The organism is Hwanghaeella sp. (genome assembly GCF_965227365.1).
Lineage (GTDB): Bacteria > Pseudomonadota > Alphaproteobacteria > UBA8366 > Aestuariispiraceae > Hwanghaeella.
The window spans coordinates 4,826,887-4,850,089 of the sequence record NZ_OZ245754.1; the positions used below are offsets into that span (position 1 = coordinate 4,826,887).

The 23,203-nt window shown below is 61.0% G+C and carries 24 protein-coding genes; 11 read left to right on the forward strand and 13 right to left on the reverse strand.

All coding sequences use genetic code 11. From position 1 onward, the window contains the following. The first annotated feature begins 31 nt into the window (after window positions 1–31). The 3 genes from ACQK2G_RS22115 to ACQK2G_RS22125 are packed head-to-tail and all read left to right on the forward strand — an operon-like array spanning window position 32 to window position 3,379. On the forward strand, window positions 32–1,117 hold the full coding sequence (locus ACQK2G_RS22115) for an asparaginase (RefSeq protein WP_425407204.1): 1,086 nt from the start codon (window positions 32–34) through the stop codon (window positions 1,115–1,117). 56 nt (window positions 1,118–1,173) lie between these two features. Beyond that, entirely contained in the window at window positions 1,174–2,145 is a 972-nt protein-coding gene (locus ACQK2G_RS22120; protein WP_425407205.1) for an NADPH:quinone oxidoreductase family protein, read from the forward strand. Between the two features lie 4 nt (window positions 2,146–2,149). Then, window positions 2,150–3,379 carry a class I SAM-dependent methyltransferase gene (locus ACQK2G_RS22125; protein ID WP_425407206.1) on the forward strand — a complete coding sequence of 410 codons (1,230 nt, stop codon included), beginning with the start codon at window positions 2,150–2,152 and terminating at the stop codon, window positions 3,377–3,379. A gap of 221 nt (window positions 3,380–3,600) precedes the next feature. Here the strand turns inward: ACQK2G_RS22125 and ACQK2G_RS22130 are convergent, their stop codons facing one another. Continuing rightward, window positions 3,601–3,807: a DUF1127 domain-containing protein gene (locus tag ACQK2G_RS22130; RefSeq protein WP_425407207.1), complete on the reverse strand. Its 207-nt coding sequence runs from the start codon at window positions 3,805–3,807 to the stop codon at window positions 3,601–3,603. Between the two features lie 162 nt (window positions 3,808–3,969). Between ACQK2G_RS22130 and ACQK2G_RS22135 the strand changes: the two genes are divergently transcribed. From ACQK2G_RS22135 to ACQK2G_RS22150, 4 genes are all read left to right on the forward strand, one after another. Further along, window positions 3,970–4,926: a transcriptional regulator GcvA gene (locus ACQK2G_RS22135; protein WP_425407208.1), complete on the forward strand. Its 957-nt coding sequence runs from the start codon at window positions 3,970–3,972 to the stop codon at window positions 4,924–4,926. A 97-nt stretch (window positions 4,927–5,023) separates the two neighbouring features. Continuing rightward, window positions 5,024–6,187, forward strand: a complete 1,164-nt coding sequence (locus ACQK2G_RS22140) for an acyl-CoA dehydrogenase family protein (protein WP_425407209.1) — start codon at window positions 5,024–5,026, stop codon at window positions 6,185–6,187. A gap of 4 nt (window positions 6,188–6,191) precedes the next feature. After that, a complete protein-coding gene (locus ACQK2G_RS22145; protein WP_425407210.1) occupies window positions 6,192–7,382 on the forward strand; it encodes a CaiB/BaiF CoA transferase family protein in 1,191 nt (396 codons plus the stop codon). 17 nt (window positions 7,383–7,399) lie between these two features. After that, a complete protein-coding gene (locus ACQK2G_RS22150; RefSeq protein ID WP_425407211.1) occupies window positions 7,400–8,419 on the forward strand; it encodes a zinc-dependent alcohol dehydrogenase family protein in 1,020 nt (339 codons plus the stop codon). On the opposite strand, the gene ACQK2G_RS22155 is transcribed toward ACQK2G_RS22150, so the two are convergent. From ACQK2G_RS22155 to ACQK2G_RS22195, 9 genes are all read right to left on the reverse strand, one after another. Next, window positions 8,416–8,868: a hypothetical protein gene (locus ACQK2G_RS22155; RefSeq protein WP_425407212.1), complete on the reverse strand. Its 453-nt coding sequence runs from the start codon at window positions 8,866–8,868 to the stop codon at window positions 8,416–8,418. The two genes, ACQK2G_RS22150 and ACQK2G_RS22155, sit on opposite strands and share 4 nt — an antisense overlap. A gap of 56 nt (window positions 8,869–8,924) precedes the next feature. Next, window positions 8,925–10,118, reverse strand: a complete 1,194-nt coding sequence (locus ACQK2G_RS22160) for a pyridoxal phosphate-dependent aminotransferase (RefSeq protein ID WP_425407213.1) — start codon at window positions 10,116–10,118, stop codon at window positions 8,925–8,927. 68 nt (window positions 10,119–10,186) lie between these two features. Beyond that, window positions 10,187–10,867 carry an HAD family hydrolase gene (locus ACQK2G_RS22165; RefSeq protein ID WP_425407214.1) on the reverse strand — a complete coding sequence of 227 codons (681 nt, stop codon included), beginning with the start codon at window positions 10,865–10,867 and terminating at the stop codon, window positions 10,187–10,189. Window positions 10,868–10,893: 26 nt separating this feature from the next. Beyond that, window positions 10,894–11,148, reverse strand: coding sequence for a hypothetical protein (locus ACQK2G_RS22170; protein WP_425407215.1), 255 nt, complete (start codon window positions 11,146–11,148; stop codon window positions 10,894–10,896). After that, on the reverse strand, window positions 11,145–12,302 hold the full coding sequence (locus ACQK2G_RS22175; protein WP_425407216.1) for a hypothetical protein: 1,158 nt from the start codon (window positions 12,300–12,302) through the stop codon (window positions 11,145–11,147). The genes ACQK2G_RS22170 and ACQK2G_RS22175 overlap by 4 nt, the downstream gene beginning before the upstream one ends. Window positions 12,303–12,348: 46 nt before the next feature. Next, window positions 12,349–12,807 (reverse strand): NUDIX hydrolase, encoded by a 459-nt coding sequence (locus tag ACQK2G_RS22180; RefSeq protein WP_425407217.1) that lies wholly within the window; start codon window positions 12,805–12,807, stop codon window positions 12,349–12,351. Window positions 12,808–12,816: 9 nt separating this feature from the next. Then, window positions 12,817–13,251, reverse strand: coding sequence for a carboxymuconolactone decarboxylase family protein (locus ACQK2G_RS22185; RefSeq protein WP_425407218.1), 435 nt, complete (start codon window positions 13,249–13,251; stop codon window positions 12,817–12,819). Between the two features lie 102 nt (window positions 13,252–13,353). Continuing rightward, window positions 13,354–14,076: an acetoacetyl-CoA reductase gene (gene phbB, locus ACQK2G_RS22190; RefSeq protein ID WP_425407219.1), complete on the reverse strand. Its 723-nt coding sequence runs from the start codon at window positions 14,074–14,076 to the stop codon at window positions 13,354–13,356. A 151-nt stretch (window positions 14,077–14,227) separates the two neighbouring features. After that, on the reverse strand, window positions 14,228–14,611 hold the full coding sequence (locus ACQK2G_RS22195; RefSeq protein WP_425407220.1) for a hypothetical protein: 384 nt from the start codon (window positions 14,609–14,611) through the stop codon (window positions 14,228–14,230). 154 nt (window positions 14,612–14,765) lie between these two features. Between ACQK2G_RS22195 and ACQK2G_RS22200 the strand changes: the two genes are divergently transcribed. After that, window positions 14,766–16,343: an alkaline phosphatase family protein gene (locus ACQK2G_RS22200; RefSeq protein WP_425407221.1), complete on the forward strand. Its 1,578-nt coding sequence runs from the start codon at window positions 14,766–14,768 to the stop codon at window positions 16,341–16,343. Here ACQK2G_RS22200 and ACQK2G_RS22205 read toward each other — a convergent pair. Beyond that, the gene (locus ACQK2G_RS22205; RefSeq protein WP_425407222.1) at window positions 16,302–17,345 is read right to left on the reverse strand and encodes an alpha/beta fold hydrolase; all 1,044 of its coding nucleotides are present in this window, start codon (window positions 17,343–17,345) and stop codon (window positions 16,302–16,304) included. The two genes, ACQK2G_RS22200 and ACQK2G_RS22205, sit on opposite strands and share 42 nt — an antisense overlap. Window positions 17,346–17,360: 15 nt before the next feature. Continuing rightward, a complete protein-coding gene (locus tag ACQK2G_RS22210) occupies window positions 17,361–18,311 on the reverse strand; it encodes an ABC transporter ATP-binding protein (protein WP_425407223.1) in 951 nt (316 codons plus the stop codon). Between the two features lie 158 nt (window positions 18,312–18,469). On the opposite strand from ACQK2G_RS22210, the gene ACQK2G_RS22215 reads away from it, so the two are divergent. Beyond that, window positions 18,470–18,664 (forward strand): zinc-finger domain-containing protein, encoded by a 195-nt coding sequence (locus tag ACQK2G_RS22215; protein WP_425407224.1) that lies wholly within the window; start codon window positions 18,470–18,472, stop codon window positions 18,662–18,664. A gap of 57 nt (window positions 18,665–18,721) precedes the next feature. On the opposite strand, the gene ACQK2G_RS22220 is transcribed toward ACQK2G_RS22215, so the two are convergent. Next, entirely contained in the window at window positions 18,722–19,525 is an 804-nt protein-coding gene (locus ACQK2G_RS22220; RefSeq protein ID WP_425407225.1) for a class I SAM-dependent methyltransferase, read from the reverse strand. 217 nt (window positions 19,526–19,742) lie between these two features. Between ACQK2G_RS22220 and polA the strand changes: the two genes are divergently transcribed. Further along, the gene (polA, locus tag ACQK2G_RS22225; RefSeq protein ID WP_425407226.1) at window positions 19,743–22,496 is read left to right on the forward strand and encodes a DNA polymerase I; all 2,754 of its coding nucleotides are present in this window, start codon (window positions 19,743–19,745) and stop codon (window positions 22,494–22,496) included. Between the two features lie 70 nt (window positions 22,497–22,566). After that, window positions 22,567–23,187 (forward strand): hypothetical protein, encoded by a 621-nt coding sequence (locus ACQK2G_RS22230; RefSeq protein WP_425407227.1) that lies wholly within the window; start codon window positions 22,567–22,569, stop codon window positions 23,185–23,187. Window positions 23,188–23,203 lie beyond the last annotated feature (16 nt).

Sequence of the window (23,203 nt, forward strand, 5' to 3'; positions counted from 1 at the left end):
CCGAGAGTAATTCTCGCGAAAGATCAGACCCATGTCCCCGAACGAACACCCGTCAGAAGGTGCTGGAAACGAGCCCATAACGATTAAATCCACGGCCAGGATCGGGGATGTAAATCCGATCGCGGTGGAAGTGACCCGGGGTCCTATTGTTGAGAGCCGGCATCGCGGCAGCGTCGCGATCGTGGATGTCGCCGGTAAGGTCCGGGTCGCCTGGGGCGATATCAAGCAGCCGGTTTATCCCCGATCCGCCGTCAAGGCGCTGCAGGCAATTCCGGTCGTCGAATCCGGCACGGCGGATGCGGTGGGTCTGTCAAAATCGGAATTGGCGCTGCTCTGCGCCTCCCATGGCGGGGAGCCGCGCCATGTCGAAACCGCTGCTGGGATCCTGGATCGGGCCGGTCTGTCCGAGGCGGATCTGGAATGCGGAAGCCATTGGCCGAGTCATGAGCCGAGTGCCTATGCCCTGGCGGCGAGCGGCGGGGTCGCAAACCAATTGCATAACAACTGTTCGGGCAAGCATTCGGGCATGTTGGCCTTTGCCAAGCATATCGGCGCGCCGACCAAGGGCTATTCCCAGGTCACCCATCCCGTGCAGCAGCGCATCATGGGCGTTCTGGAATTCATGGCCGGGATCGATATGGGTGGCCTGCCGCTTGGGGTAGACGGTTGTTCCATCCCGACCTGGGCCATCCCGTTGGAGAACCTGGCCTATGCCTTCGCTCGGTTCGGCGCGGCCGACGATTTGCCGGAAGGGCGGCGCGCGGCCTGCGACCAGATCATGGATGCCGTCTTCTCCGACCCCTTCATGATCGCCGGAACAGACCGTTACTGCACGGAAATGACCCAGTTTCTCGGCAAGCGCGTTTTCCTGAAAACCGGCGCGGAAGGCGTCTTCTGCGCGACGGTGCCGTCGATGGGGATCGGCATCGCGCTGAAATGCGATGACGGGGCGCCGCGCGGGGCGGAGATGATGCTGACAGCAGTCCTCGACAAGATCGGCGTCTTCGAGGAAGGGGAGGCAGAGGCCGTTGCCCGCTTCCTTGCCAAGCCCGTACTCAATCGGAACAATCTGCGGGTCGGTGACATCCGTCCGGCGAAGGATATTCTCTCTTTCTGAACGTGCCCGCATGTCCAACTACGGCGCGCCTCCACTTAGACGAACGGACCCAAACGATGAAAGCAGTTCGACTGACCGCCCTCACCGGATTCGACGCGATCCGGATCGAGGATGTCGAGACCAGACCCCTGGCAAGCCGGGAAGTGCGCATCAAGGTCCATGCGGCGGGATTGAATTTCGCCGATCTGCTGATGGCGGGCGGTACTTATCAGGCAACGCCCGAACCGCCGTTCACCATGGGCATGGAACTGGCGGGAGAGGTCGTCGAGGTCCATCCGGATGCCGACGGGGTTTTCCCTGGTGACCGCGTCATGGCCCGGCCCGGCCAAGGCGCTTTCGCGGAAGAAGTGGTGACCGCCGACCGCAATTGCATCGTGGTGCCGCCGTCGATGAGCTTTGAGCACGCGGCTGCCTTCCCGATCGCTTACGGCACGGCGCATCTGGGCCTGTCGCGTCGCGGCCGGTTGAAATCGGGAGAGGTGCTGATGGTTCATGGCGCCGCCGGCGGTGTCGGCCTGACCGCGGTGCAGGTCGGCAAGGCGATGGGGGCAACGGTGATCGCAACCGCCGGCAGTGACGAGCGCCTTGCGATCGCCAAGGCAAACGGCGCGGACTTCACCATCAACTACCGGACAGACAGTATCCGCGACCGCGTTAAGGAAATGACCGGCGGCGTGGATGTGGTGTTCGACCCCGTTGGCGGGGACGCGTTCAAGCAATCGCTTCGCTGTATCAACCCGGAAGGGCGGATCATCGTCATCGGTTTCGCCAGCGGCGATATCCCGCAGGCGCCGGCGAATATCCTGCTGGTCAAGAATGTCGACGTGATCGGATTCTATTGGGGCGGTTATGGCGGTTTCGCGCCGGAGGCGATCCGCAACTCCCTGGAACAGGCACTAAGCCTTTACGGTGACGGGCTACTGACACCGCATGTTTCCCACGTCCTGCCCTTCGACAGGGTGCAGGAAGCCTTCGCTCTGCTGCGGGACCGCAAGGCGACGGGCAAGGTCCTTCTCACCCCGGCTTGAAACGATGTGCGCCGACAAAGTCCGCGATCAATACGAGGAATTTCCCTATCCGACGCGTGATCTGGCGGATGAGCGCCGGCGCCTGATCACGGGGTCGCCCAGCCATCTGGCTGAAATCAACCATTACGTTTTTGGCGGCCGGCTCGATTTCACCCAACCTTTCAGGGCGCTGATCGCGGGCGGCGGGACCGGTGATGCGGCGATCATGCTGGCCCAGCATCTGTCGGATGCCGATGTCCCGGCGGAGATCGTCTATTTGGATTTGTCGACGGCCAGCCGGGCGATCACCGAAGCCCGGGCGAAGGCGCGCGGGTTGAGCAATATTTCCTTCTATACCGGCTCTCTGCTGGAGCTCGGCGATTTCGGAGAATTCGATTACATCGACTGCTGCGGTGTGCTGCATCACCTGCCCGTTCCGCAGGATGGGTTCGCCAGCCTGGCGCGCGCGCTGAAACCGAAAGGCGGATTGGGCTTGATGGTCTATGGCGAATTCGGCCGGACCGGCGTTTATGACGTTCAGGCGATGTTGCGTGACCTTGTTCGCGACGGCGAAAGCGGCACCGACAAGGTAACCCTTGCGCACAAGCTTCTGACCGCTCTGCCGCCCAGCAACCGGTTGCGCCGCAACCCCCTGGTCGGCGACCACCTATCCAGCGATGCCGGGCTTTACGACCTGCTGCTTCATAGTCAGGACCGCGCCTACACCGTGCCCGACCTGGTGGACGAGATCGAGACCGCAGGCCTGCGCATTGCGAGCTTTATCGAGCCTCTGCGCTACGACCCCGCGCTGTATCTGCGCGACAAGGGATTGCTGCAGCGGCTGGAGGGGCAAGGCTTGGCCCAACGGGCGGGATTCGCCGAAAGGCTCGCCGGCAATATGAAGAAGCACATCGTCTATTGCGTTCGCCAGGACAATGATGAGGAAACGGTGGCGGGCCCTGTCGGACCGTCGGCGATCCCCGTGCTGCGCGATGCGCCGGGACCGGAATTCGCCAGGAACATGCCGCCCGGCGCTGCTTTTTCCGCCAGTCTCGACGGGCTCGACTTCTCAATGCCGTTGCCGCCGCTGGCGCGGGACATCCTGCTGCTTTGTGAGGGCCGGCGTACATTGGACGAAATCCGCAAGGCGCTGCCCGGCGCGCCCGACTGGTTCCGCTTCAAACCGCAATTCGACGCGGTCTACAAACCGCTCAACGGTTTCAACAAGATGCTGTTGCGGTTCGCCTCGGCGTAACTCTCCGCTGCGTCTTTTTCCTATCCTGGACCGGCAAAGAAAAAACCGCGGCACGGAAAATTGCGCCGCGGTTCAAACTGCCATCCGATTTCTTTGGGTGACGCCGGACGGCGAGGTAACAGGGGTCCGATCACTCCGGTCTTGTCAGCCGGTTTCCATCGGGGCTCTTTTCCAATTTGGAAAAGAATATTTCACAAATATTTCTAACTCAAACCTGGGGCTCAGGCGCGCCAGAACGGCTTGGCGGCTTCGTTCAGCGCATCCACCTTGTCCAGGCCCATGTCACGCAGCGTGCGGCCATCCATTTCGGCCAGACGGGCGCGCTGCTCGTGGCGTTCCATCCAGGTCGCGACAACGCGGTAAGCCGCGGTAAGCGGGGATGACGCCTCGAAGGTGGCGGGTGCGAAGCTGATTGCACGATCGGTCATGATTGTTCTCCTAAATCCATGGTCCGCCTCTCGGCGGCTGATTGCGTTTGTCTTGTGAGGATGGATTTAGGCCTGAAACCGAGTCTCGACAAAGGATATTTCTTGATCTTTCACATAAGTAAATTTAATTCGATTAAGGTTCTGTTAAACCAGAGGTGGGCCATGGCCACGCGACTACCCCCGTTGAACACGCTGCGCGCTTTCGAGGCGGCGGCCCGCCACATGAGTTTCACCAAGGCGGCGGAAGAGCTTTTCGTCACCCAGGCCGCGGTCAGCCACCAGATCAAGACGCTGGAAGATGCGCTGGGCGTGAAGCTGTTCAAACGCCTGAACCGGGCGCTGTTACTGACCGAGGAAGGTCAAACCTTCATTCCCTCCGTGCGACAGGCGCTGGACCTTTTGATGCAGGGTGTGAACAAAATTTCCCAGGTCGAAGCGACCGGTGCGCTGAATGTCAGCACCCTGCCCAGTTTCGCGGCAGGCTGGCTAGTTCCCCGGCTGGACCGGTTTCGTAAGAAGCACCCTGAGATCGACGTCCGGCTGACTGCGGGGGAACGGCTGGTGGATTTTTCCCGTGACGACGTCGACCTCGCAATTCGCTATGGACGTGGCCGCTATGCGGATCTGATCAGCGACCGATTCATGGAAGAGGAGATTTTTCCAGTCTGCAGTCCGAAACTGTTGGAGGATGCTGACCATCCGCTGAATACGCCGGAAGATCTGAAGTACCATACCCTGCTGCATGACGATATGCCGACAGGTTGGGCGGAATGGCTCGACGTCGCCGGGATCAAGGGCGTGAACCCTACCCAGGGACCCTATTTCGATATGTCCGCCCTGGTTGTTCAAGCGGCGGTTCAGGGACAGGGCGTCGCGCTCGGCCGATCAAGCCTGACCGCAAGCGCCCTGGAAAGCGGGCTTCTGGTGAAACCGTTCGACCTGACCATTCCGATCGACTTTGCCTATTTCATCGTATGCCCGCCGGAATATTACAACCGGCCGAAGGTAAGTGCTTTCCGCGAATGGCTTTTCGAGGAAGCGGAGAAAGCCGGTGTCCGCGCCGGACCCCGGGACGACCCGTCGACACCGGACAGAACCAAAGACATTTCGCTATGGTGATTTCGGCAACGCTCTATCGACCGCGCCATTGATTTACTTTGTCCGCCCTGACCGGCATCGTTCCGTCAAACGAATGAAAAGGATGAGGGAGGCGGTTTTGGATTTTGCCTTGTCGGAAGAGCAATTGATGCTCCAGGAAACGGCGCGCCGGTTCGCCGAGGCCGAACTGCCGGGGATCGCCAAACAGGTGGAGCAGAGCGGCGATCCGGTGCCGGAAACCATTGTGAAACGGTATGCTGAACTGGGTTTCCTCGGAATGAACCTGGACCCCGACCTCGGCGGCGGCGGCATGAGCCATCTCGACGCCGTCCTGGTGCTGGAGGAAGTGGCCAAGATTTCCATCGCCGTAGCCTTCCCGATCTTCGAAGCGAGTTTCGGCCCGACACTCGCCATCGCTCATTTCGCACCGGATGAATTGAAACGGCGGGTCATTCCCCAGGTTTGCGCCGGGGACCTCGTCGTCGCTGTCGCCATGTCGGAACCGGATGCGGGCACCGCGCTCACAGACCTGACGACGAAGGCGCGAATGGACGGAAAGAAGGTCATCATCAACGGCCGCAAGCGCTGGTGTTCGGGTGCGGGACATGCCGGGGCCTATGTCGTCTATTGCCGCCTGTCCGACGAACCGGGGGCCAAAGGCATCGGTGCCGTCCTGGTTGAAAAGGACCGGCCGGGCTTCACCTTCGGCAAACGCGAATATCATATGGGCTTCCGCGGTGTGCCGACCTGCGACATGTATTTCGACGATGTAGAAGTGCCGGCGGAAAACATCATCGTCCCTGCCGGCGGCTTCCGGAAACTGATGGAGGCCTTCGACCTGGAACGCTGCGGCAATACGACGATGAGCCTTGCGGTCGGACAGTCGGCCTTCGACCATGTCCTGCACTATGTTCAGGAACGGGAACAGTTCGGCAAACCCATTGTAGATTTCCAGGCTGTGCAGATACAGATCGCCGAGATGAAGATGAAACTCGACGCTGCTCGGCTTCTTCTTTACCGTGCTGTGGTAAATGCGGAGGCGGATCTGCCATCCGTGGCGGACAGTTCCATCGCCAAGTGCTTTGCCAACGAGATGGTACGCGATGTGACCGGCAAGGCGATGCAGTTGATGGGCGGCTATGGATACTCTACCGAATATCCAGTGGAACAGAAAATGCGCGATGCCTGGGGTTGGGGGATCGCCGGTGGGTCTATTGATATTCAGAAGGTGAACATTGCCAGTGCGCTTGTCGGGCGGCGGTTCTCTCAACGGAACGGGTGACGGGATGAAGGAAGAAGATCTGCCCCTTTCCGGCATTCGCGTATTGGATTTGACGACGGTGATATTCGGCCCCTTTGCCGGTCAGATCCTGGGTGATTTCGGGGCCGATGTCATAAAGGTCGAGGCGCCGGGCGGCGACCAGACCCGCGCGGTCGGCGCGACGCGGGAAGAGGGCATGGGCGCGCTTTTCCTCGGCTGCAATCGAAACAAGCGCAGTATCGAGCTGGACTTGAAACAGAAAAAGCATGCCGATGCGCTGTGGAAACTGATCGAGGGGGCCGATGTGCTGATGCACAATGTTCGGCCGCAAAAGTTCAAGGCGCTCGGCTTCGACGCCGATACGGTACTGGCCCGCAAACCGTCTCTGATCTACGCGGGCCTGCACGGCTTTTGGGAAGAGGGTCCCTACGGCGGCATGCCGGCCTATGACGATGTCGTGCAGGGATTGAGCGGTTTCGCCGGTTCCTTTACGGAACGGGACGGTGCGCCGATGCTGGCGCCGTCGGTGATCGCCGACAAATCCTCGGGCCTGATGGCGGTGAACGGCATCCTAGCCGCGCTGATGCGCCGGGCCCGTACCGGCAAGGGCGGCTATGTGGAAATTGGTATGTTGGAAGGACTGGCGGGGTTCAATCTGGTCGAACATCTGCAGGGCCTGGCCTTCGACCCGCCGCAAGGACCGCCGGGTTATCGCCGCGCGCTCTCTCCCGGCCGCCGGCCGTACAAGACCAAGGATGGCTATATCTGCATCCTCGCCTATACCGACAAGCAATGGGCCGCTTTCTGGGAGATCGTCGGGCGGTCGGACCTGTTGGAGGACGACCGCTTTGCCACCATGGGATCGCGGGCCAGGAATATCGATGCGCTGTATGAGGAAGCGGGTGCCTCGCTGGAACAGCGCACATCCGATGAATGGCTGAACCTGTTGCGCAAGGGTGAAATACCCTGCGGGCCGGTAAACAATCTGAGCGACCTGCCGAACGACCCGCATCTGCAAGCGATCAAATTCTTTCGGCCCTACGAGCATCCCAGCCAAGGTAGAATGCAGGTACCGGAAACGCCCTACAAGTTCGACCGGGAGTCCCTGCCGGTACGCCACCATCATCCGCGGTTGAATGAACAAGGGGCTGAAATCCTGCGAGAGGCGGGCCTCGCGGAAGATGACATAAAAACTATTATCGGTACTGAGGAATAGGTCAGGAGGGTTTGGTCATGAAGGCGATGCGGATCGAAGGCGACTGGGGTCTGGAAAATCTGAAACAGGTCGATTTGCCCGATCCCGAACCAGGGCCCGGTGAGATCGTTATCGGGATGGAGGCCGTCTCGATCAATCCACGGGATGCGATCCTGGCCGGCGGTGGATACGGCCGTGTAGGCGGTACTCTCCCCCTGATCCCGCTTTGTGACGGGGCGGGGAAAATCGTTGCCGTCGGCGAGGGCGTGGAGGATTTCGCGGTCGGTGATCTCGTCTGCCCGACCTTCAGCCGGCGTTGGATGCGCGGCCTTGCCAACACGGATGCCTATAAAGGCGCGCATGGCGGCCCCATCGACGGCACGGCCCAGGAGATGATGCTGATCCCGGCCAATGCGGTGGTGCGCGCCCCGAAACATCTGTCCGCAAGGGAAGCCGCGACCCTGCCCTGTGCCGCCATCACGGCTTGGAACGCGCTTGCGGAACAAGGCGATGTCAAACCGGGTGACAAGGTGCTGCTGCAAGGGACGGGCGGCGTCAGCCTATTCTCCCTGCTCTTCGCCAAGGCAATGGGGGCGGAGGTTTTCATCATATCGTCCAGCGACGAGAAGCTGGAACGCGCCAAGGCGATGGGCGCGGATCATCTGCTGAACTACCGCGACGTCCCCGACTGGCATAAAGCGATCCTGAAGATGACCGACAGCAAGGGCGTCGATCATGTCATCGAAGTCGGGGGCAGCGGTACGCTGGAAAAATCTACCGCCGTCGTCCGTTACAGCGGCACGGTCAGCATGATCGGCGTGTTGGGCGGGGCCAGCGGGGAATTCGGCCTGGGCCGCGTCGTGACGCGGAACCTGCGCCTGCAGGGTGTCACCTGCGGCAGCAAGGAGATGTTCGAAAACATGGTCCGCGCCATGGAACTTCACCAGATCCGCCCGGCCATTGATCCCGGCGCCGAGTTCCAGCTGAAAGACCTGCCCAAGGCGCTGAAATCGTTGCCTGAGGGTAGGCATTTCGGGAAAATCGTTGGAATTGTCTAAGGACGGAATCGGTAAGAATGCGGATGATCCGGTCCTGGTACTTTACCGAAGCGATCTTCGTCGCCTTCCTGCAGTTTGCCGGATTTCTCCTGCTCCTGCTCGTCCTTAAAGATCAGATCTTTCTTCCCATGCTGTTGACCCTCGCGTGGAGATCCTTGCTGATCGCCGTGGGGCACTTTCTTGTCAGTCATGTTCTGGCCAGAACCAACCTGCCGACGCCGGATTTCATTCGGCGTATGCTTTTGACCCTTGTGGCATACGGGCTTATTTACACCGCGATCAACGTCTTTGGACCCATGGTGACGGGGAATACAGTTGAACGCGCAGGGGCGATCATAGTCGAAGACGGCATAATAACCTGGATCGGGATCTGGAAACTGGCGACAAGGATTTTCGTCGATGCACTGGTCTTCAGCTGCTCCGTCGCACCCATCCTCTACATATTTCACCGTCGCCGATCCCGACTAAGGTAGGGGCACGCTGGCGGAAACAGATGTAGCAGGGACTAACCCTTGAGGTACGTCTCCAATCGGTCCATCGCCTCGGAGATGCGTTCCGGTTTCTGGGCGAAGCACAGGCGGTACCAGCCTTCCGCGCCGGGACCGAAGGCGGTGCCAGGGGCGATGCCGACCTTGGCCTTGCGGACAATATCCTGCGCGGTGCCGAGTGTGTCTTCGCCGCCCTCGATCTGGAAGAAGGCGTAGAAGCTTGCTTCCGGTACGGCGAAATTCTTGATCCGCGGCAGGTTCGGCAGGCGCTGCATGACGATGTCGCGGCCGCGCCGGCAATAGTCGGTCATTTCCCTGACGAAGTCCTCGCCGTCCTCGATCGCGACCTTTGCGGCACGCTGCAGGAAGGGGGGGACGCAGGAATAGTTGAACTCGATCAGGTTGCCCAGCAACTCACCGATCTGTGGGGGGTGGATGATCCAGCCGATCCGCCACCCGGTCATAGCCCAACTTTTGGAAAAGCTGTTGACGACCAGCAAAGGGTCGTCCGGCTGCGCGTGGCTCAGGAAGGAAGGCGCGGCCTTCCCTTCATAGACCATGCGGGCATAAACCTCGTCCGCCATGATCCAGATGCCTTTCTCCCGTGCAAAATCCAATAGATCCTTTTGCTGCTCACTAGGCATTACCCATCCGGTGGGATTATTCGGAGAGTTCACGAAGATGACCTTCGTCCTGTCATCGCAAGCGGCTTTCAGCTTGTCGAGATCCAGGTCGAAACCCTTTTCGCCCGGTGTCAGGGTGACATACCGCGGTTCCCCGCCCAGGGTCCGAATGGCGGATTGCGCGTTCGGCCAGACCGGGCTGACGATGATCGCGTTGTCGCCTTCCGCGATCAGGGCTTGCAGGCAGAGCATGATGGCGCTCATCCCCGACGCCGTCAGGCTGAAGCGATTCGCTTCGATCTGAATGTCGTAGAGATTTGCGGTGTAGTCCGCGAGTGAATTGATGAGGTCCGGCGTGCCGCGCTTGTGCGAATAGAATGTATCACCCGCCGCCATCGCTTGGGCCGCCGCGTCGCAGATGAATTTGGGCGTCGAGATATCCGTTTCGCCGTACCACAGGGCGATGACGTCCGGGTCATCGAAGGCAATTTCCGCGACGGCCAGGATCTGTTGTTTTTCGATACCCGCGACGTTGGGCAGGATCGGGGCGTTTCCGGCAATACCGAACGGGGATGCGGCGTCGGGCATGGGACCTCCAGGCGAAACGGATTGTTTGGAGCGCGGTCGAACGGGACTGCGTGCGGAAAATGGCAGCTTCAGGGCTGCCGGGCAAGATGAGCCAATCTGTCCAGGTGGGCCGGAATTTCCGACATATGCGGGCAAATGCTCTCGGCCCCGGCCGCCTTGAGTTTTTCGGCGTGACCGTCACCGATATGGGTCGCGCCGGTGAAACCGATGACGCGCATGCCGGCGGCAACGGCGGCCGCGACACCGGTGGCGCTGTCCTCTATCACGACCGCGCGGACGGGTTCGATCGCCAGTCTGGCGGCGGCGTGGAGATGCAGGTCCGGCGCGGGTTTCGGGCGGGGCACATCCGCTGCGCTGAACAAAAGGTCTTCGCCGAAATGCTTGTCCAGGCCGGTGACGGAAAGGGACTGGCGGATCCGATCTGGTGAGGAATTGGAACAGACACAGCGCCTATGGATCATTTCGGTTAACAGACGATCGACACCGTCCAAGGCTTCAAGCTCGGTACCCAACCGTTTGCGCGCGGCAATGCGGATGCGGTCCAGAATGTCTCGCGGCAGGGACCGGCCGGATTCGGCGGCGATCACATCGGCCATGGACATGTCGGTCTGCCCGGCAAACCGATCGATCAGGGTACGGGGCGGGATGTCGACGTCATGTTGGCTCAACTGATCGGACCAGACGCGTGCCATCAGCCATTCGCTGTCGACCAGCACGCCGTCCATGTCGAAGATCACCAGATCGATCATCCCGTTTCCCTCCATCACCCGTCACGTCAGGCCTGTCGGCCCGCCGAAATTTCCAAGGATGCCAGCAATGCCCCGGCGACGATGGCGGCGCAAGCCAACATGACGGAAAGGCCCGTTTCCGCATCCCAAAACAGGACCAGATGAAGGATAGTGATCAGCGGGGTGGCCATGGCGACCAGTTGGAACGGGGGAATGCCGGCGGTCATGTCGGTAGACAGCGCCAAGGCGCCCCACATAACCACCGCGGACGATCTCATGATCATCGCTTGGGTGCTTGTCATCTGTTTCTAACTCTGTCGGGAAGGGCTGCCGCGAAAGTGCCCGTAATGAAAAGGACGGCCAGCCATTCGCTCTGCCAAGCGCCATGGGTGACGCAAGCGAGTCCGAAGGCAGCGGCCAGGAGACCGAATTTCATGGCGCGGGTTGCGGGCGGTCCCTTGCTTCCGGCTGAGGCGAGAAAGCCGACGAGGGTGCAAAGGATCACGGCGCCGAAAATGCCGAGTTCGAGCCATACTTGTAACACCGCGCTGCCGGGCTGGCTGGGGTCCCCTTGGGCACATTCCGGAGAGAGGGACCCGAACCCAGTCCCCAGAAACGGATGGCTCCAAATGAGCTCCGCCATGACGGCGGCGCCGGGCACCAGGTGCTGTACGACGCCGGGTAGACCGGCCAGGAAGGGTGCGGCGAGAATGGCCGCGCTGAAAACGGTTCCAAGAAGAACCGCGGTCATGCGCGGCAGGATGGCGGCGGACGCGGCGGCGATCCCGCCGATGATCCAGGCAAGGATGATTTCCTGCGCGCCCGCCCCAGCCTGGACAAGGCCTGCGCCGGTCAGCAGCAGCAGGGCCTGAATCGGCCTTTCCGCATGAAACAGCATACCCGCCGCCGGAAAGGACAGCAGCAGCATCGCCGTGCCGGGCAGCATGGCGCCGTCACCACTCCCCCAAAGTGCCGTGAGCGAATGGCCGGTTACGCGATCAAACAGGAAAAGCGCCAGGAAGGCCCAGACCGAAGGAACAAGCCAGCGGCCCAGCAGGGTCTTGTCCCTGTCCCGCAGCTCCCGCGCATAGGTGATCAGCAGCAGGCCGAAGAGCGACAGTCCGACAAGCGGCAGGAGTCCGAAAAAAGATCTGCTGCCCTGCGGGGCCCAGAGGGCGCTGACGCCGGCCCAGACCAACAGCGCAAAACAGGGGTAGAGATAAAGCTGCCGTTTGATTGGCCCCAGGCCGCTGACCGGGTTGGTCAGCAAGGCAAGGCCACCGATGATGAGGAGCAGGAGCGGCAGGCGTTCCGGCACCATCAGGCCGACCGGCGTGGCGAGAAAGGCGAGGGCGCAGAGCAGGTACAGCTGCGGCGGCTTCTCGCCCCAACTCCATTTCGCGCTGCGCGGGCTGTCATTCCCGGCAAACGCGGCTTTGCCCGTCTCGTCCATCATGACCGCTCAATAGCCTGTTCGCCGACGCTTTGCTATCAGGTGGCCTCTAGTCCGATGGATGATCCAGGGGCAGGACGCGCAGCGCCGCGGCCTTGCGGATCACACGTTCGGTCTCCGACCAGAGATTGAGGGAGCCGACCTCCGCGATCGGAACCCAGATCGCTTCTTCCGCGTCGGACCCCGCGACCGGGTCTCCCGACCGCCATTCGGCGGCGAAATCGACCAACGTGTAATGGTATTTCGTGCGCCCTGCCGTATCCCCGCGGATGACATCGACCACATCCACCAGATGGGTCACCTCGACCTCCAGCCCGGTTTCTTCCATAACCTCGCGCGCGGCGGCCTCGCGAACGGTTTCGCCCAGATCCTGGCCGCCGCCGGGCAGGCTCAAGGAACCCTTGTTCGGCGGCTTGCCCCTGCGGATCAGCAGGACGTCCTCGTCACGAAAGACAATGACGCCGACGCCGATTACCGGGCCGTCGGGATATTCCCTGTTGCTGCTCATGCCGTCGGATCAATCGGCGGCTTCATCGATTTTTGGCTTGCCCAGGGCGGCCTCCAGGATCGGCGGGTCGACCGGTACATGATAGCCGTTGGCGAGCGCGTTGGTGCGGTTGAAGGCGCCGGTGACGGCCATGACCTCGCCCAGCATCTCGTCGTCCAGGCCCAACTTGCGGGCGGCGGCGGTGTGACTGTGGATGCAGTATTCGCAGCCATTGGTGACAGAAACGGCGATGGCGATCATTTCCTTGGTCAGCGGGTCCAGCCGACCGGGTTTCATGGTTTCCTGCAGACTGTTCCAGACATCCTTCAGCAGCGGTGGGTGTGACCCCATCGCCTTCCAGATATTGGGAACCCAATCGATATTCTTGCGCTCCATGATGTCGTCATAGACTTCGCGCGCTTCCGGGCTGGCGTCCTCGTATTCCACCATGCGTACCGTTGCCATGGCACAGTCTCCTTTCCCCAGTATTCGTTTCGTTAAAAGAAACGGGACGCCGAAGCGTCCCGTTCGTCAACCTATTCAACGGCAGCCATTCGCTGTCCGAAATCAATACATGTGCTGGCCGCCGTTGATGGAGAGCGTGGAACCGGTGACGAACCCACCTTCGTCGGAGACCAGGAACAGCACGCCGCGCGCAATCTCGCTCGCCTTGCCCAAGCGGCCGACCGGGATCTTGGCGACGATCTTTTCCAGCACGTTCGGCGGCACGGCGCGGACCATGTCGGTATCGATATAGCCTGGCGCGATGGCATTCACGGTGATCCCCTTGGCGGCGCCTTCCTGGGCCAGGGCCTTGGTGAAACCGTGGATACCGGATTTGGCGGCGGCATAGTTGACCTGGCCGTACTGACCGGCCTGGCCGTTGATCGAGCCGATATTGACGATGCGGCCGAAATTGCGTTCCCGCATCCCGTCGATCACGGCGTGACAGCAATTGAAGCAGGACCCCAGATTGGTGTCGATGACCGCCTGCCATTGATCGTGCGTCATGCGGTGCATTGTGCCGTCGCGAGTGATCCCGGCATTGTTCACGAGGATGTCGACGGGCCCGAGATCGGTTTCGATCTGCTTGATGGCGGCGCTGGTGGCGTCGAAGTCCGAGACGTCGAATTTGTAGACCGCGATGCCGGTTTCTTCCTTGAACTTGTTCGCGACGTCGTCGTTCCCGCCATAGTTGGCGGCGACGGTATATCCGGCTTCTTTCAAGCCGACGGCAATGGCCGCGCCAATTCCGCGCGTTCCGCCGGTTACCAATGCTACCCGCGACATAACCTTATTCCTCCCATCCTGTGTTCGTACGATACGCGCTCCCTGCTGCGGGAGATTTCTGTTTCATGCCCACAACATAATGAAAACATTAGAGCATGTTACCGCGACATGGAACCACAGACAGCAGGATCTAGGTGGATATATTCAGATTTTAATCTTCGATATCGTAGAGCAGGTCTTCCAATTCCTCGATCTCGAAGCTCAGGTCTTCCCTGGCCTGCGCATCGTTCTCTTTTTTCAAGGCGGCGCGCATCGCCGTCATCACCTTGCGGATCTCGACGGCCGCGGTCTTGATGCGCCGCGGCGTGGCATTGGTCAGCACCACATCCTGGCGCATCATCAATTCGGCGAAGGCGTCAGGATCGTCCTTCCCCAATTCCGTCAGGCGCTGATCCAGCTCCAGCCATGTATCGTCCCAGGCGTCGTAGAGGTCCTGCAAGCCGGGCGGCTTCTTGCCTCTTGTCGCTTTCAAGGACTCCTCCACCTGAACCATCAGGCGGACGAACTGCCATACAGGCATGCGAAGTTCGGACATGGCTTCTTTCTCTCCTGTCGCCGCGTCCATCCGCCTTCAGGGTTGGTGGCGCGGTTGCCCGAAACCGAATAGACTCCGGTGCCGAGACGGGTTCGGTGCCGTGCTTCGGGCAGGGCCAAGACGACGATAATAACAAACGGGTTGGGCTTATAGTATGGCGGAGGCTGTTGGGAAACCGGGTGGGGTCCGGAATGTTCTTTTCATCATGGCCGATCAGTTCCGCTGGGACTATCTGGGGTGCGCCGGGCACCCGACGCTGTCGACCCCCGCGCTGGACGGCTTGGCCCGGCGCGGCGTGCGTTTCACCAATGCCTATGCCCAATCGGCGATCTGCGGACCGTCGCGGATGTCCTTCTATTCAGGACTGTATTTGGCAAATCACGGCGCCACGCTGAACGGCGTGCCGCTGCCGGTCGGCGTCAAGACGCTGGGCGATTATCTGCGTCCGCTCGGCGTGCGGACGGCGCTGGCCGGGAAGACCCATATGGCGGCGGATCGGGCGGGGATCGATCGGCTGGGCCTGACGGGCATGGAAGGCGTGTTTGCCGCGCAGGCGGGGTTCGAGCCCTATCAGCGCGATGATGGGTTGAATCCGACGGGCTTCGTTGACCCCGATCTCGCCTATAACAGTTTTTTGCGACAGCAAGGCTATGACGGCGAGAACCCCTGGCACGATTTTGCCAACGCGGCGGAGGGGCCGGATGGGGAAATCCTGTCCGGCTGGGTCATGCGGCATGCCAATCTGCCGGCGCGGGTGAAACAGGAACATTCCGAGACACCCTGGATGACCGACCAGGCGATCCGCTTCATCCGCGACCAGGGCGATGAACCCTGGTGCCTGCATCTGAGTTACATCAAACCGCATTGGCCCTATATCGCGCCGGCCCCCTATCACGACATGTACAGTCCGGCCGATATCAATCCGCCGATCCGCAGCGAGGCGGAGCGCCGCAATCCGCATCCGGTCGTCGCGGCGTTCATGCGCCATGACGAAAGCGTCAACTTCGCCGAGCAGGTCGTCCGCGACCGCGTGGTGCCAACCTATATGGGCCTGGTGCAACAGTTGGATGATGCCCTGGGACGCCTCTTCACGGAGCTGGAAAAGCTCGGTCGTTGGGACGACACGCTTGTCGTCTTCACCGCTGATCATGGGGATTATCTCGGCGATCACTGGCTCGGGGAAAAGGAGCTGTTTCACGACTCCTCGAGCAAGATTCCGATGATCGTGGCCGGCCCCGGGCTGCAGAAGGGACTGGAAAGCGACCACCTCGTCGAGGCGATCGATCTCGTACCCACCTTCATCGACGCCCTCGGCGGGGAGGTGCCGGCCCATGAACTGGACGGGCGCAGCCTGATGCCGTTGTTGCGCGGCGAGGATCCGGCCGAGTGGCGCGACATCGCGGTCGCCGAACTGGACTATGCGGTTCGGGAAGCGCGGCGCGACCTCGGTCTCGATACCAATCAGGCGCGGGCCTGGATGATCCGGACGGATCGTTGGAAATATATCGAATATCTGGGGTTTCCGCCGCAGCTCTTCGATCTTTACGAAGACCCGGACGAATTGGTCGATCTGGGCGAGGACGGCCACTACAACCCGGTTTGTGCCGAATTGCGGGAACGCCTGTTCGACTGGTTCCAGCGCCGCAAGATGCGGCGGACCATGTCCGACGCGACGGTTGAGGCTCGGACCTCAACCTGGAAGAGCCGCGGTATCACCTTCGGGGAGTGGTAGGGGCGCGGTGCCGGGAAAAACGGCTTCCTGCTCCAGGGGGTTCAGGGCGTCGGGGTCCAGGACGTAACGGCCGACATCCTCGATCACCGCGGCGGCGTTCAAATCCCTGAGCAGCATGTGGAAACCGCTGGAATAGAGCCGCAGTTTCCATTGGCCGTTGCGGGGCAGGGTGTCGATCATCGTGCGCCAGGCTTCCGGAGGCAGGATGTCCTCCTTCGCACCATACAGGATCAGACTGTCGTGGCGCAGTTCCGGGGCGGCCGCGCGGGCCGCGTCCATCAGGTTGACCAGACCCCAAAGCGAGTCGATCCGCGTACGTTTTATGATCAGCGGGTCGCGTCCCAGCGCGCGCAGCATCTCGATATTGTCGGACGGCGTGCGCCGGATGTGCTGCGGCGACACTTCCAGCCAGGGCAGAATATTCGCCAGGATATCCAGGCCGGCGCTTTGCCAGCCCGGCATCGTCTCCCGACCCCACACCGCCGGCGCCGAGAGCACCAGCCGATCGGCGGGCAGGTCGGGATACCGCGCCGCGGCCGCCATGACGACGGCGCCCCCCATGCTCTCGCCCAGGATGACCAAAGGTGTCCCCGGGTACCGGTCCCGCAGCAGCCGCGCCACGGTCAGAAGATCATCGGTCATGGTTTCGACCCCGGCCCAGCGCCCGCGATGCGGAGCTTGGCCGAAGCCGCGCTGATCGTATGCCAGGGTCAGAATCCCGTGTTTCGCCCATTCCCTGGCGGGAATGTCGAAGGCGTTCGAATAATCGTTGAACCCATGCAGTGCCAGGATGACCGCTTGCGGCGTGTCCGGCCCTCTGGCCAACAGAATTTCCGGTTCCCAGCGGCGCAACGGCAGATGGGCGCCGTCCGCCATCACGAAGGCGTTTTCGGTCAAAGCCGGCTCCTGGCTGGCCGGTCCTTGCGGATAAAGATAGGGCGTGCAGGCGGAAACCAGCGCCAGACCAACGAGAACGAGAAGCTTCCGAAACGGTCCCGTCACGTCAGAGGCCTTTCCTCAGGCGGCATCCTGCCGGGTCATCTGCAGGAAGATGTCCTCCAGGTCCGTTTCCTCGGTCGAGATGTCTGTGATTTCCAGTCCCGTCGTGCGGATCGCGTCCAGGATCTGGCCCGCATTGGTCTTTGAGGGCGTATAGGTCACCTGGATACCGGCACGGTCGTCCTGCAGGGTCGCATGGAAGTCGGACAGGCCCGCCGGCAATTCGTCCAGCTCTCCGTTCACGCGCAGAGAGAGCGTCTTTGAGTCGAGGCGCCGCAGCAGGCTGCGTTTCTCCTCATTGGCGACCAGTTTACCGTGATTGATGATCGCGATGCGGTCGCAGAGTTCTTCCGCTTCCTCCAGATAATGGGTGGTCAACAGAATGGTGACGCCCTGCTTGTTCAGGTCGACGACGCTGTCCCATAATTGCTGGCGCAACTGTATGTCGACACCCGCCGTGGGCTCGTCCAGCACCAGGATCGGCGGGCTGTGCACCATGGCCTTGCCGACCAGCAGGCGGCGACGCATGCCGCCCGACAGCGTCCGGGCATAGGCGCTGCGCTTGTCCTCCAGCCCGATCATTTGCAGGATTTCCTCCGTCCGGCGTTCGGATTTGGGCACGCCGTACAGTCCCGCCTGCACGTTCAGCATTTCTTCCGGTGTGAAAAAGGGGTCGATGTTCAATTCCTGCGGCACGATACCGATCGCGGCTTTGGAATTGCGCGGTTCCCTGTCGATATCCATGCCCCAGATCGACGCGGTTCCGGCCGTCTTCACGACCATGCCCGCCAGAATATTGATAAAGGTGGATTTGCCCGCGCCGTTCGGGCCCAGCAGGGCGAACAGGCTGCCGCGCGGAATGTCCAGGTCGACATGGTCCAATGCCAGTTTGGCGGCGGCGGAGCCTTGGGCACGGTATTCCTTGGTCAGGCCGCGCACGGAGATGGCGTTTTCCGGAAGGGCGTTCATGAACTGCTCATACGATCAATAAAGGGGAGGCTCTACATAACGCCGCCCGACCGGATGGGGCAACAAGCGGTTGACCTGAACGGGGCTTGAGGCGAAATAAGGGCAGGTCCGATACCCGTTCGGGCCATTTGGGGCGAAACCTTTACTGGAGGTCCACCATGGCCGCGCCGTCCATCGACAGCCCGGAAGTACAGGAAGTCGAAACCAAACGCGTCTCCTGCGACGGCGGTGGCGGCGCGCTGGGTCATCCGCTTGTCTATCTGGAGATGGGCGAGAAGGATTTCGTCGAATGCCCCTATTGCGACAAGCGGTTCGTTCTGAAACCGGGCGCGGTCGTCAGCGATCACCACTAATCAGGTCGCGAAGCCGGCGTCCGTGCGACTGGGCGCAAATCCGGCTGGCGGCGGTTCCTATGCCCCGGGCGCCTGCGGCGTGCTGAAGATTGTCATCAGGCTGCCCGATTTGTCCTTGCGCGATGCATGGATGTCGTGCCGGAAATAGACGTCTTCGACATGGGGCGCGAATAATTCCAAGATCTGGTTCGTGGTCTTCATTTGCGGTGCGTCGGCAACATCACTGCCTTGGTCGCGCAATTCCTCGCTGCTGAGCGCGGTGTATTCGTAGCCGATGGCGACAATGCCGCCGGGGCGCAATACGCGCAGCACTTCGGCGGCTGCCTTTTTCTGATCGTTCGAGTAAGCCAGCACCCAGCCGAGAATGACGATGTCGAAGCTGTCATCGTCATACGGCATGGCGTGCATATCGCCTGCATCGACAAAGTCGGAATAGGAGAAGAGGTCGAGCCCGCGGATGTTCGATGGCTCAAACCCACAGGCAATCAACGTGTAAATCTCTGCCTCGGTGCGAGGGCCCACGGAAAGGACCCGGGACACTTTCATGGTTTCTGCGACCCTGTCCAGGCTGCGCAGGGGCATCACCAGGATCGACGGACGGAACAGGGATACCTTGCCGATCATGCCGTCGATGTTGTGGGAAATGGCATTTTCGACCAAGGCGGCCGGATTTTCGACCTGCCCTAACGTCAATGCATTCTTGTCCAGCGCGTCGATCTTCATCGTGGCCAGGGCTGAACGGATGAAGGGGATCTGCAGGAACTCGTCCGGATAGCGTTGCAGCAACTGCCGGACCAGTTCGGTCAGGACCGCCTCGTCCTTTTCAAGCACGGTCGTACTGTTCGACGCGGTGAAAATCACGGTTGTCCCCTTCCACTCGGTTTGTCGTACGCAGGAATGATATGCGGGATTCGGGAAATGGGGCCAGTGGAAGGGGCAAGTGGAATGGCCAGAGGAATGGCCGGTGCGCCACCATGCCCAACCGCATGATCGGGATGTATCGCAGCCCTTTCCGTACCGGGTATGGAAGTCCATACTGCGGTCCCCGTTTCAGGACCATTTCCAGGACCCGATTTCCATGACCGACGCCGTTCCGCGCCACCTCTATTTGATCGACGGATCCGCCTATATCTTTCGGGCCTTCTTCGCCCTGCCGCCGATGAACCGGTCGGACGGAACCCCGACCAATGCGGTGATGGGATTTTCCTCGATGATACTGAACCTCATCGAGCAGACGGATGCGGATTACGTCGCGGTCATATTCGACGCCAAACGGATCAATTTCCGCAACGATATCTACCCCGATTACAAGGGCCATCGTCCCGACGCGCCGGAAGAACTGGTGCCGCAGTTCCCGCTGATCCGGGAGGCGACGGAGGCGTTCAACCTGCCCTGTCTGGAAATGGAAGGCTACGAAGCCGATGACCTGATCGCCACCTATGCGCGGCAGGCGGTTGAAAAGGGGTCGAAGGTCACCATCGTCTCCTCCGACAAGGATTTGATGCAGCTGGTGACGAACGGGATCGAGATGTGGGATCCCATGAAGAACCAGTCGATCCATCACGATCAGGTCGTGGAGAAATTTGGCGTGCCGCCGGACAAGGTCGTGGACGTCCAGGCCCTGGCCGGCGATTCGACGGATAACGTGCCCGGCGTGCCGGGCATCGGGATCAAGACGGCCGCCCAGCTGATCATCGAATATGGCGACCTCGATTCCCTGCTGGAGCGCGCGGGGGAGATCAAACAGCCGAAACGCCGGGAAAAACTGATCGAAAATGCCGATATGGCGCGGATCTCCCGTGAATTGGTGCGCCTGAAACAGGATGTGCCTGTGGAAGTGCCGCTGGAGGAATTGAAACGCCGGCCGCTCGACGGCGACAAGCTGATGTCTTTCCTGAAGACAATGGAATTCAAACGTCTGATCGCGCGATTCCAGTCTGAGGAAGAGGCCCTGGAAGCGGGTCAAGCGGTGAACGCCCCGGAGGAGACGGATTACCGGCTGGTCCAGGATATCGATTCCCTGAAGGAATGGATCGCGGCGGCATACCGCACGGGTGTCCTCGCTGTGGACACTGAAACAACTGGCCTCGATGCGATGACCGCCGATCTGGTCGGCATCTGCCTCAGCACGGAACCGGGCAAAGCCTGCTATATCCCGCTCGCCCATGTCGGCGAGGGGGAAGGCGACCTTTTGTCCGGCGGTTCGGAAAAGCCCAAACAGATCGATATGGGCGAGGCGCTCGATCTTCTGCGTCCGCTCCTGGCCGATCCGGCGGTGCTGAAAGTCGGCCAGAACCTGAAATACGACATTCTGATCCTGGGCCGTTACGACGTGCCGGTATCACCGATTGACGACACGATGCTGATTTCGTTCTGTGTCGATGGCGGCGCGCATGGTCATGGCATGGACGAGTTGGCGGATCTTCATCTCGGGGTGAAGACGATCAAGTTCGAGGAGGTCTGCGGCAAGGGCAGGAACCAGATCACTTTCGACAAAGTGCCGCTGGACAAGGCGCTGGCCTATGCGGCCGAGGATGCCGACGTCACGCTTCGCCTGCACCGGGTGTTGAAACCCCGCCTGCTGGCCGACCGTATGGTGACGCTGTACGAAACCATTGAACGGCCGCTGGTGCCCATCCTCGCCGATATGGAACGCGCCGGGATCATGGTCGATCCCAAGGTGCTGAAGGAGATGTCCGACGAATTCGCCAAGCGGATCGCGGACCTGGAAGCGGAAATCCACAAGGATGCCGGGGAGGAATTCAATGTCGGCTCCCCCAAACAGCTCGGTGAAATCCTGTTCGACAAGCTGGGCTTGAAGGGCGGGAAGAAGACCAAGACCGGCGGGTATTCGACCGATTCCGGCGTGTTGGAACCGCTGGCTTTGGAAAATCCGATCGTCCAGAAGGTCCTCGATTGGCGCGGCTTGTCGAAACTGAAGAGCACCTATACCGACGCGTTGGTCACGCAGATCAATCCGGAAACGAAGCGGGTCCACACCTCCTATTCCATGGTCGGCGCGCAAACGGGGCGGTTGAGTTCCACCGATCCGAACCTTCAGAACATCCCGATCCGCACGGCCGAAGGGCGCCGCATTCGCGAGGCCTTTGTTGCCGCGCCGGGCAACAAACTGATCAGCCTGGATTACAGCCAGATCGAACTGCGTCTGGTGGCCGAGATCGCAGACCTGGACGCCCTGAAAAAAGCTTTTCTGGACGGGCTCGACATTCACGCGATGACCGCGTCAGAGGTTTTCGGGGTGCCGTTGGAAAAGATGGATCCGGAAACCCGCCGGAAGGCGAAGGCGATCAATTTCGGGATCATCTACGGCATTTCGGCCTTCGGCCTCGCCAACCAGATCGGCGTCAGCCGGACCGAGGCAAAGGCCTTCATCGACCAATACTTCGAACGCTTCCCCGGCATTCGCCGCTTCATGGATGACACGGTCGAAAATTGCCGCGAGAAGGGCTATGTCGAAACGCTGTTCGGGCGGCGCATCCATCTCGGCGGGATCAACGACAAAAACCCGATGCGGCGCGGCTATGCGGAACGCCAGGCGATCAACGCGCCGATCCAGGGAACCGCCGCCGATATCATCAAACGTGCGATGATCCGCATTCCGGCGGCCCTTGCCGATGCCGGTCTGGACGATGTTACCATGCTGCTCCAGGTGCATGACGAATTGATCTTCGAAGCTCCCGAGGCGAAGGCGGAAAAGGCCATTCCTGTGATCCGCGAGGTCATGGAAGGGGCGGCGGGCCCGCTGCGGACGCTGTCCGTTCCACTGGTGGTGGAGGCGGGCGTCGCCGACAACTGGCGGGAAGCGCATTGATCGCGCGTCCGCCGCCGGTCCCTGTTCAAGCGGGGCCGAATATGGTCCTCTCTGCGGCAGGAGGAATGCCATGATGCTTCGGGTTTCGCCGGCTTATCGGCGGTTGACCGCTTCGATTTTCGGGTTGGCCGTGCTGCTGCTGTTGAGCGGATGCTATCTGCCCGACCGTTTTCAGCTGAGCATGAATATCGACAAGGGCGGCAAATACGCCTTTATTTATGAAGGCGATCTGGTGGCCTTCAACTTCCTGCGCAAGATCGGCCAGGGTGAGGTACGGGCCGACGATCCGGAGGAGATCGAGGTCTATGTTCAGGACCTGAAGCGGGATTCCGGTTTCGAGGAAGTGATCTATCTGGGGCAGGCGCGGTACCGCGTGAAGTACAAGCGGCAGAGCAATATCCTGGAACGGGGAAGTTTCAGTTTCGTGCGCCGCAACGCGCCCTTCATGGTGATCAAGCGCGGCGAGGACGGCTTGGTCCGGATCGAGGGGGACAAGCCGAACAAGCAGTATCGGGACGAACTGGTCGACAAGGGTTTCGACACCCGCGGCGTGGTGCGCTTGTGGACGAATGCCCGCGTGCTGGATCACAACGCCCAACAGGTCATCCAGGGCAACCCGACGCAATACGTCTGGGACATTCAGTCGATTCAGCAACCGACCCCGAAATTGACCTTGGTGCCGGGCGAGTAGCGTGACCCGCGTGTTC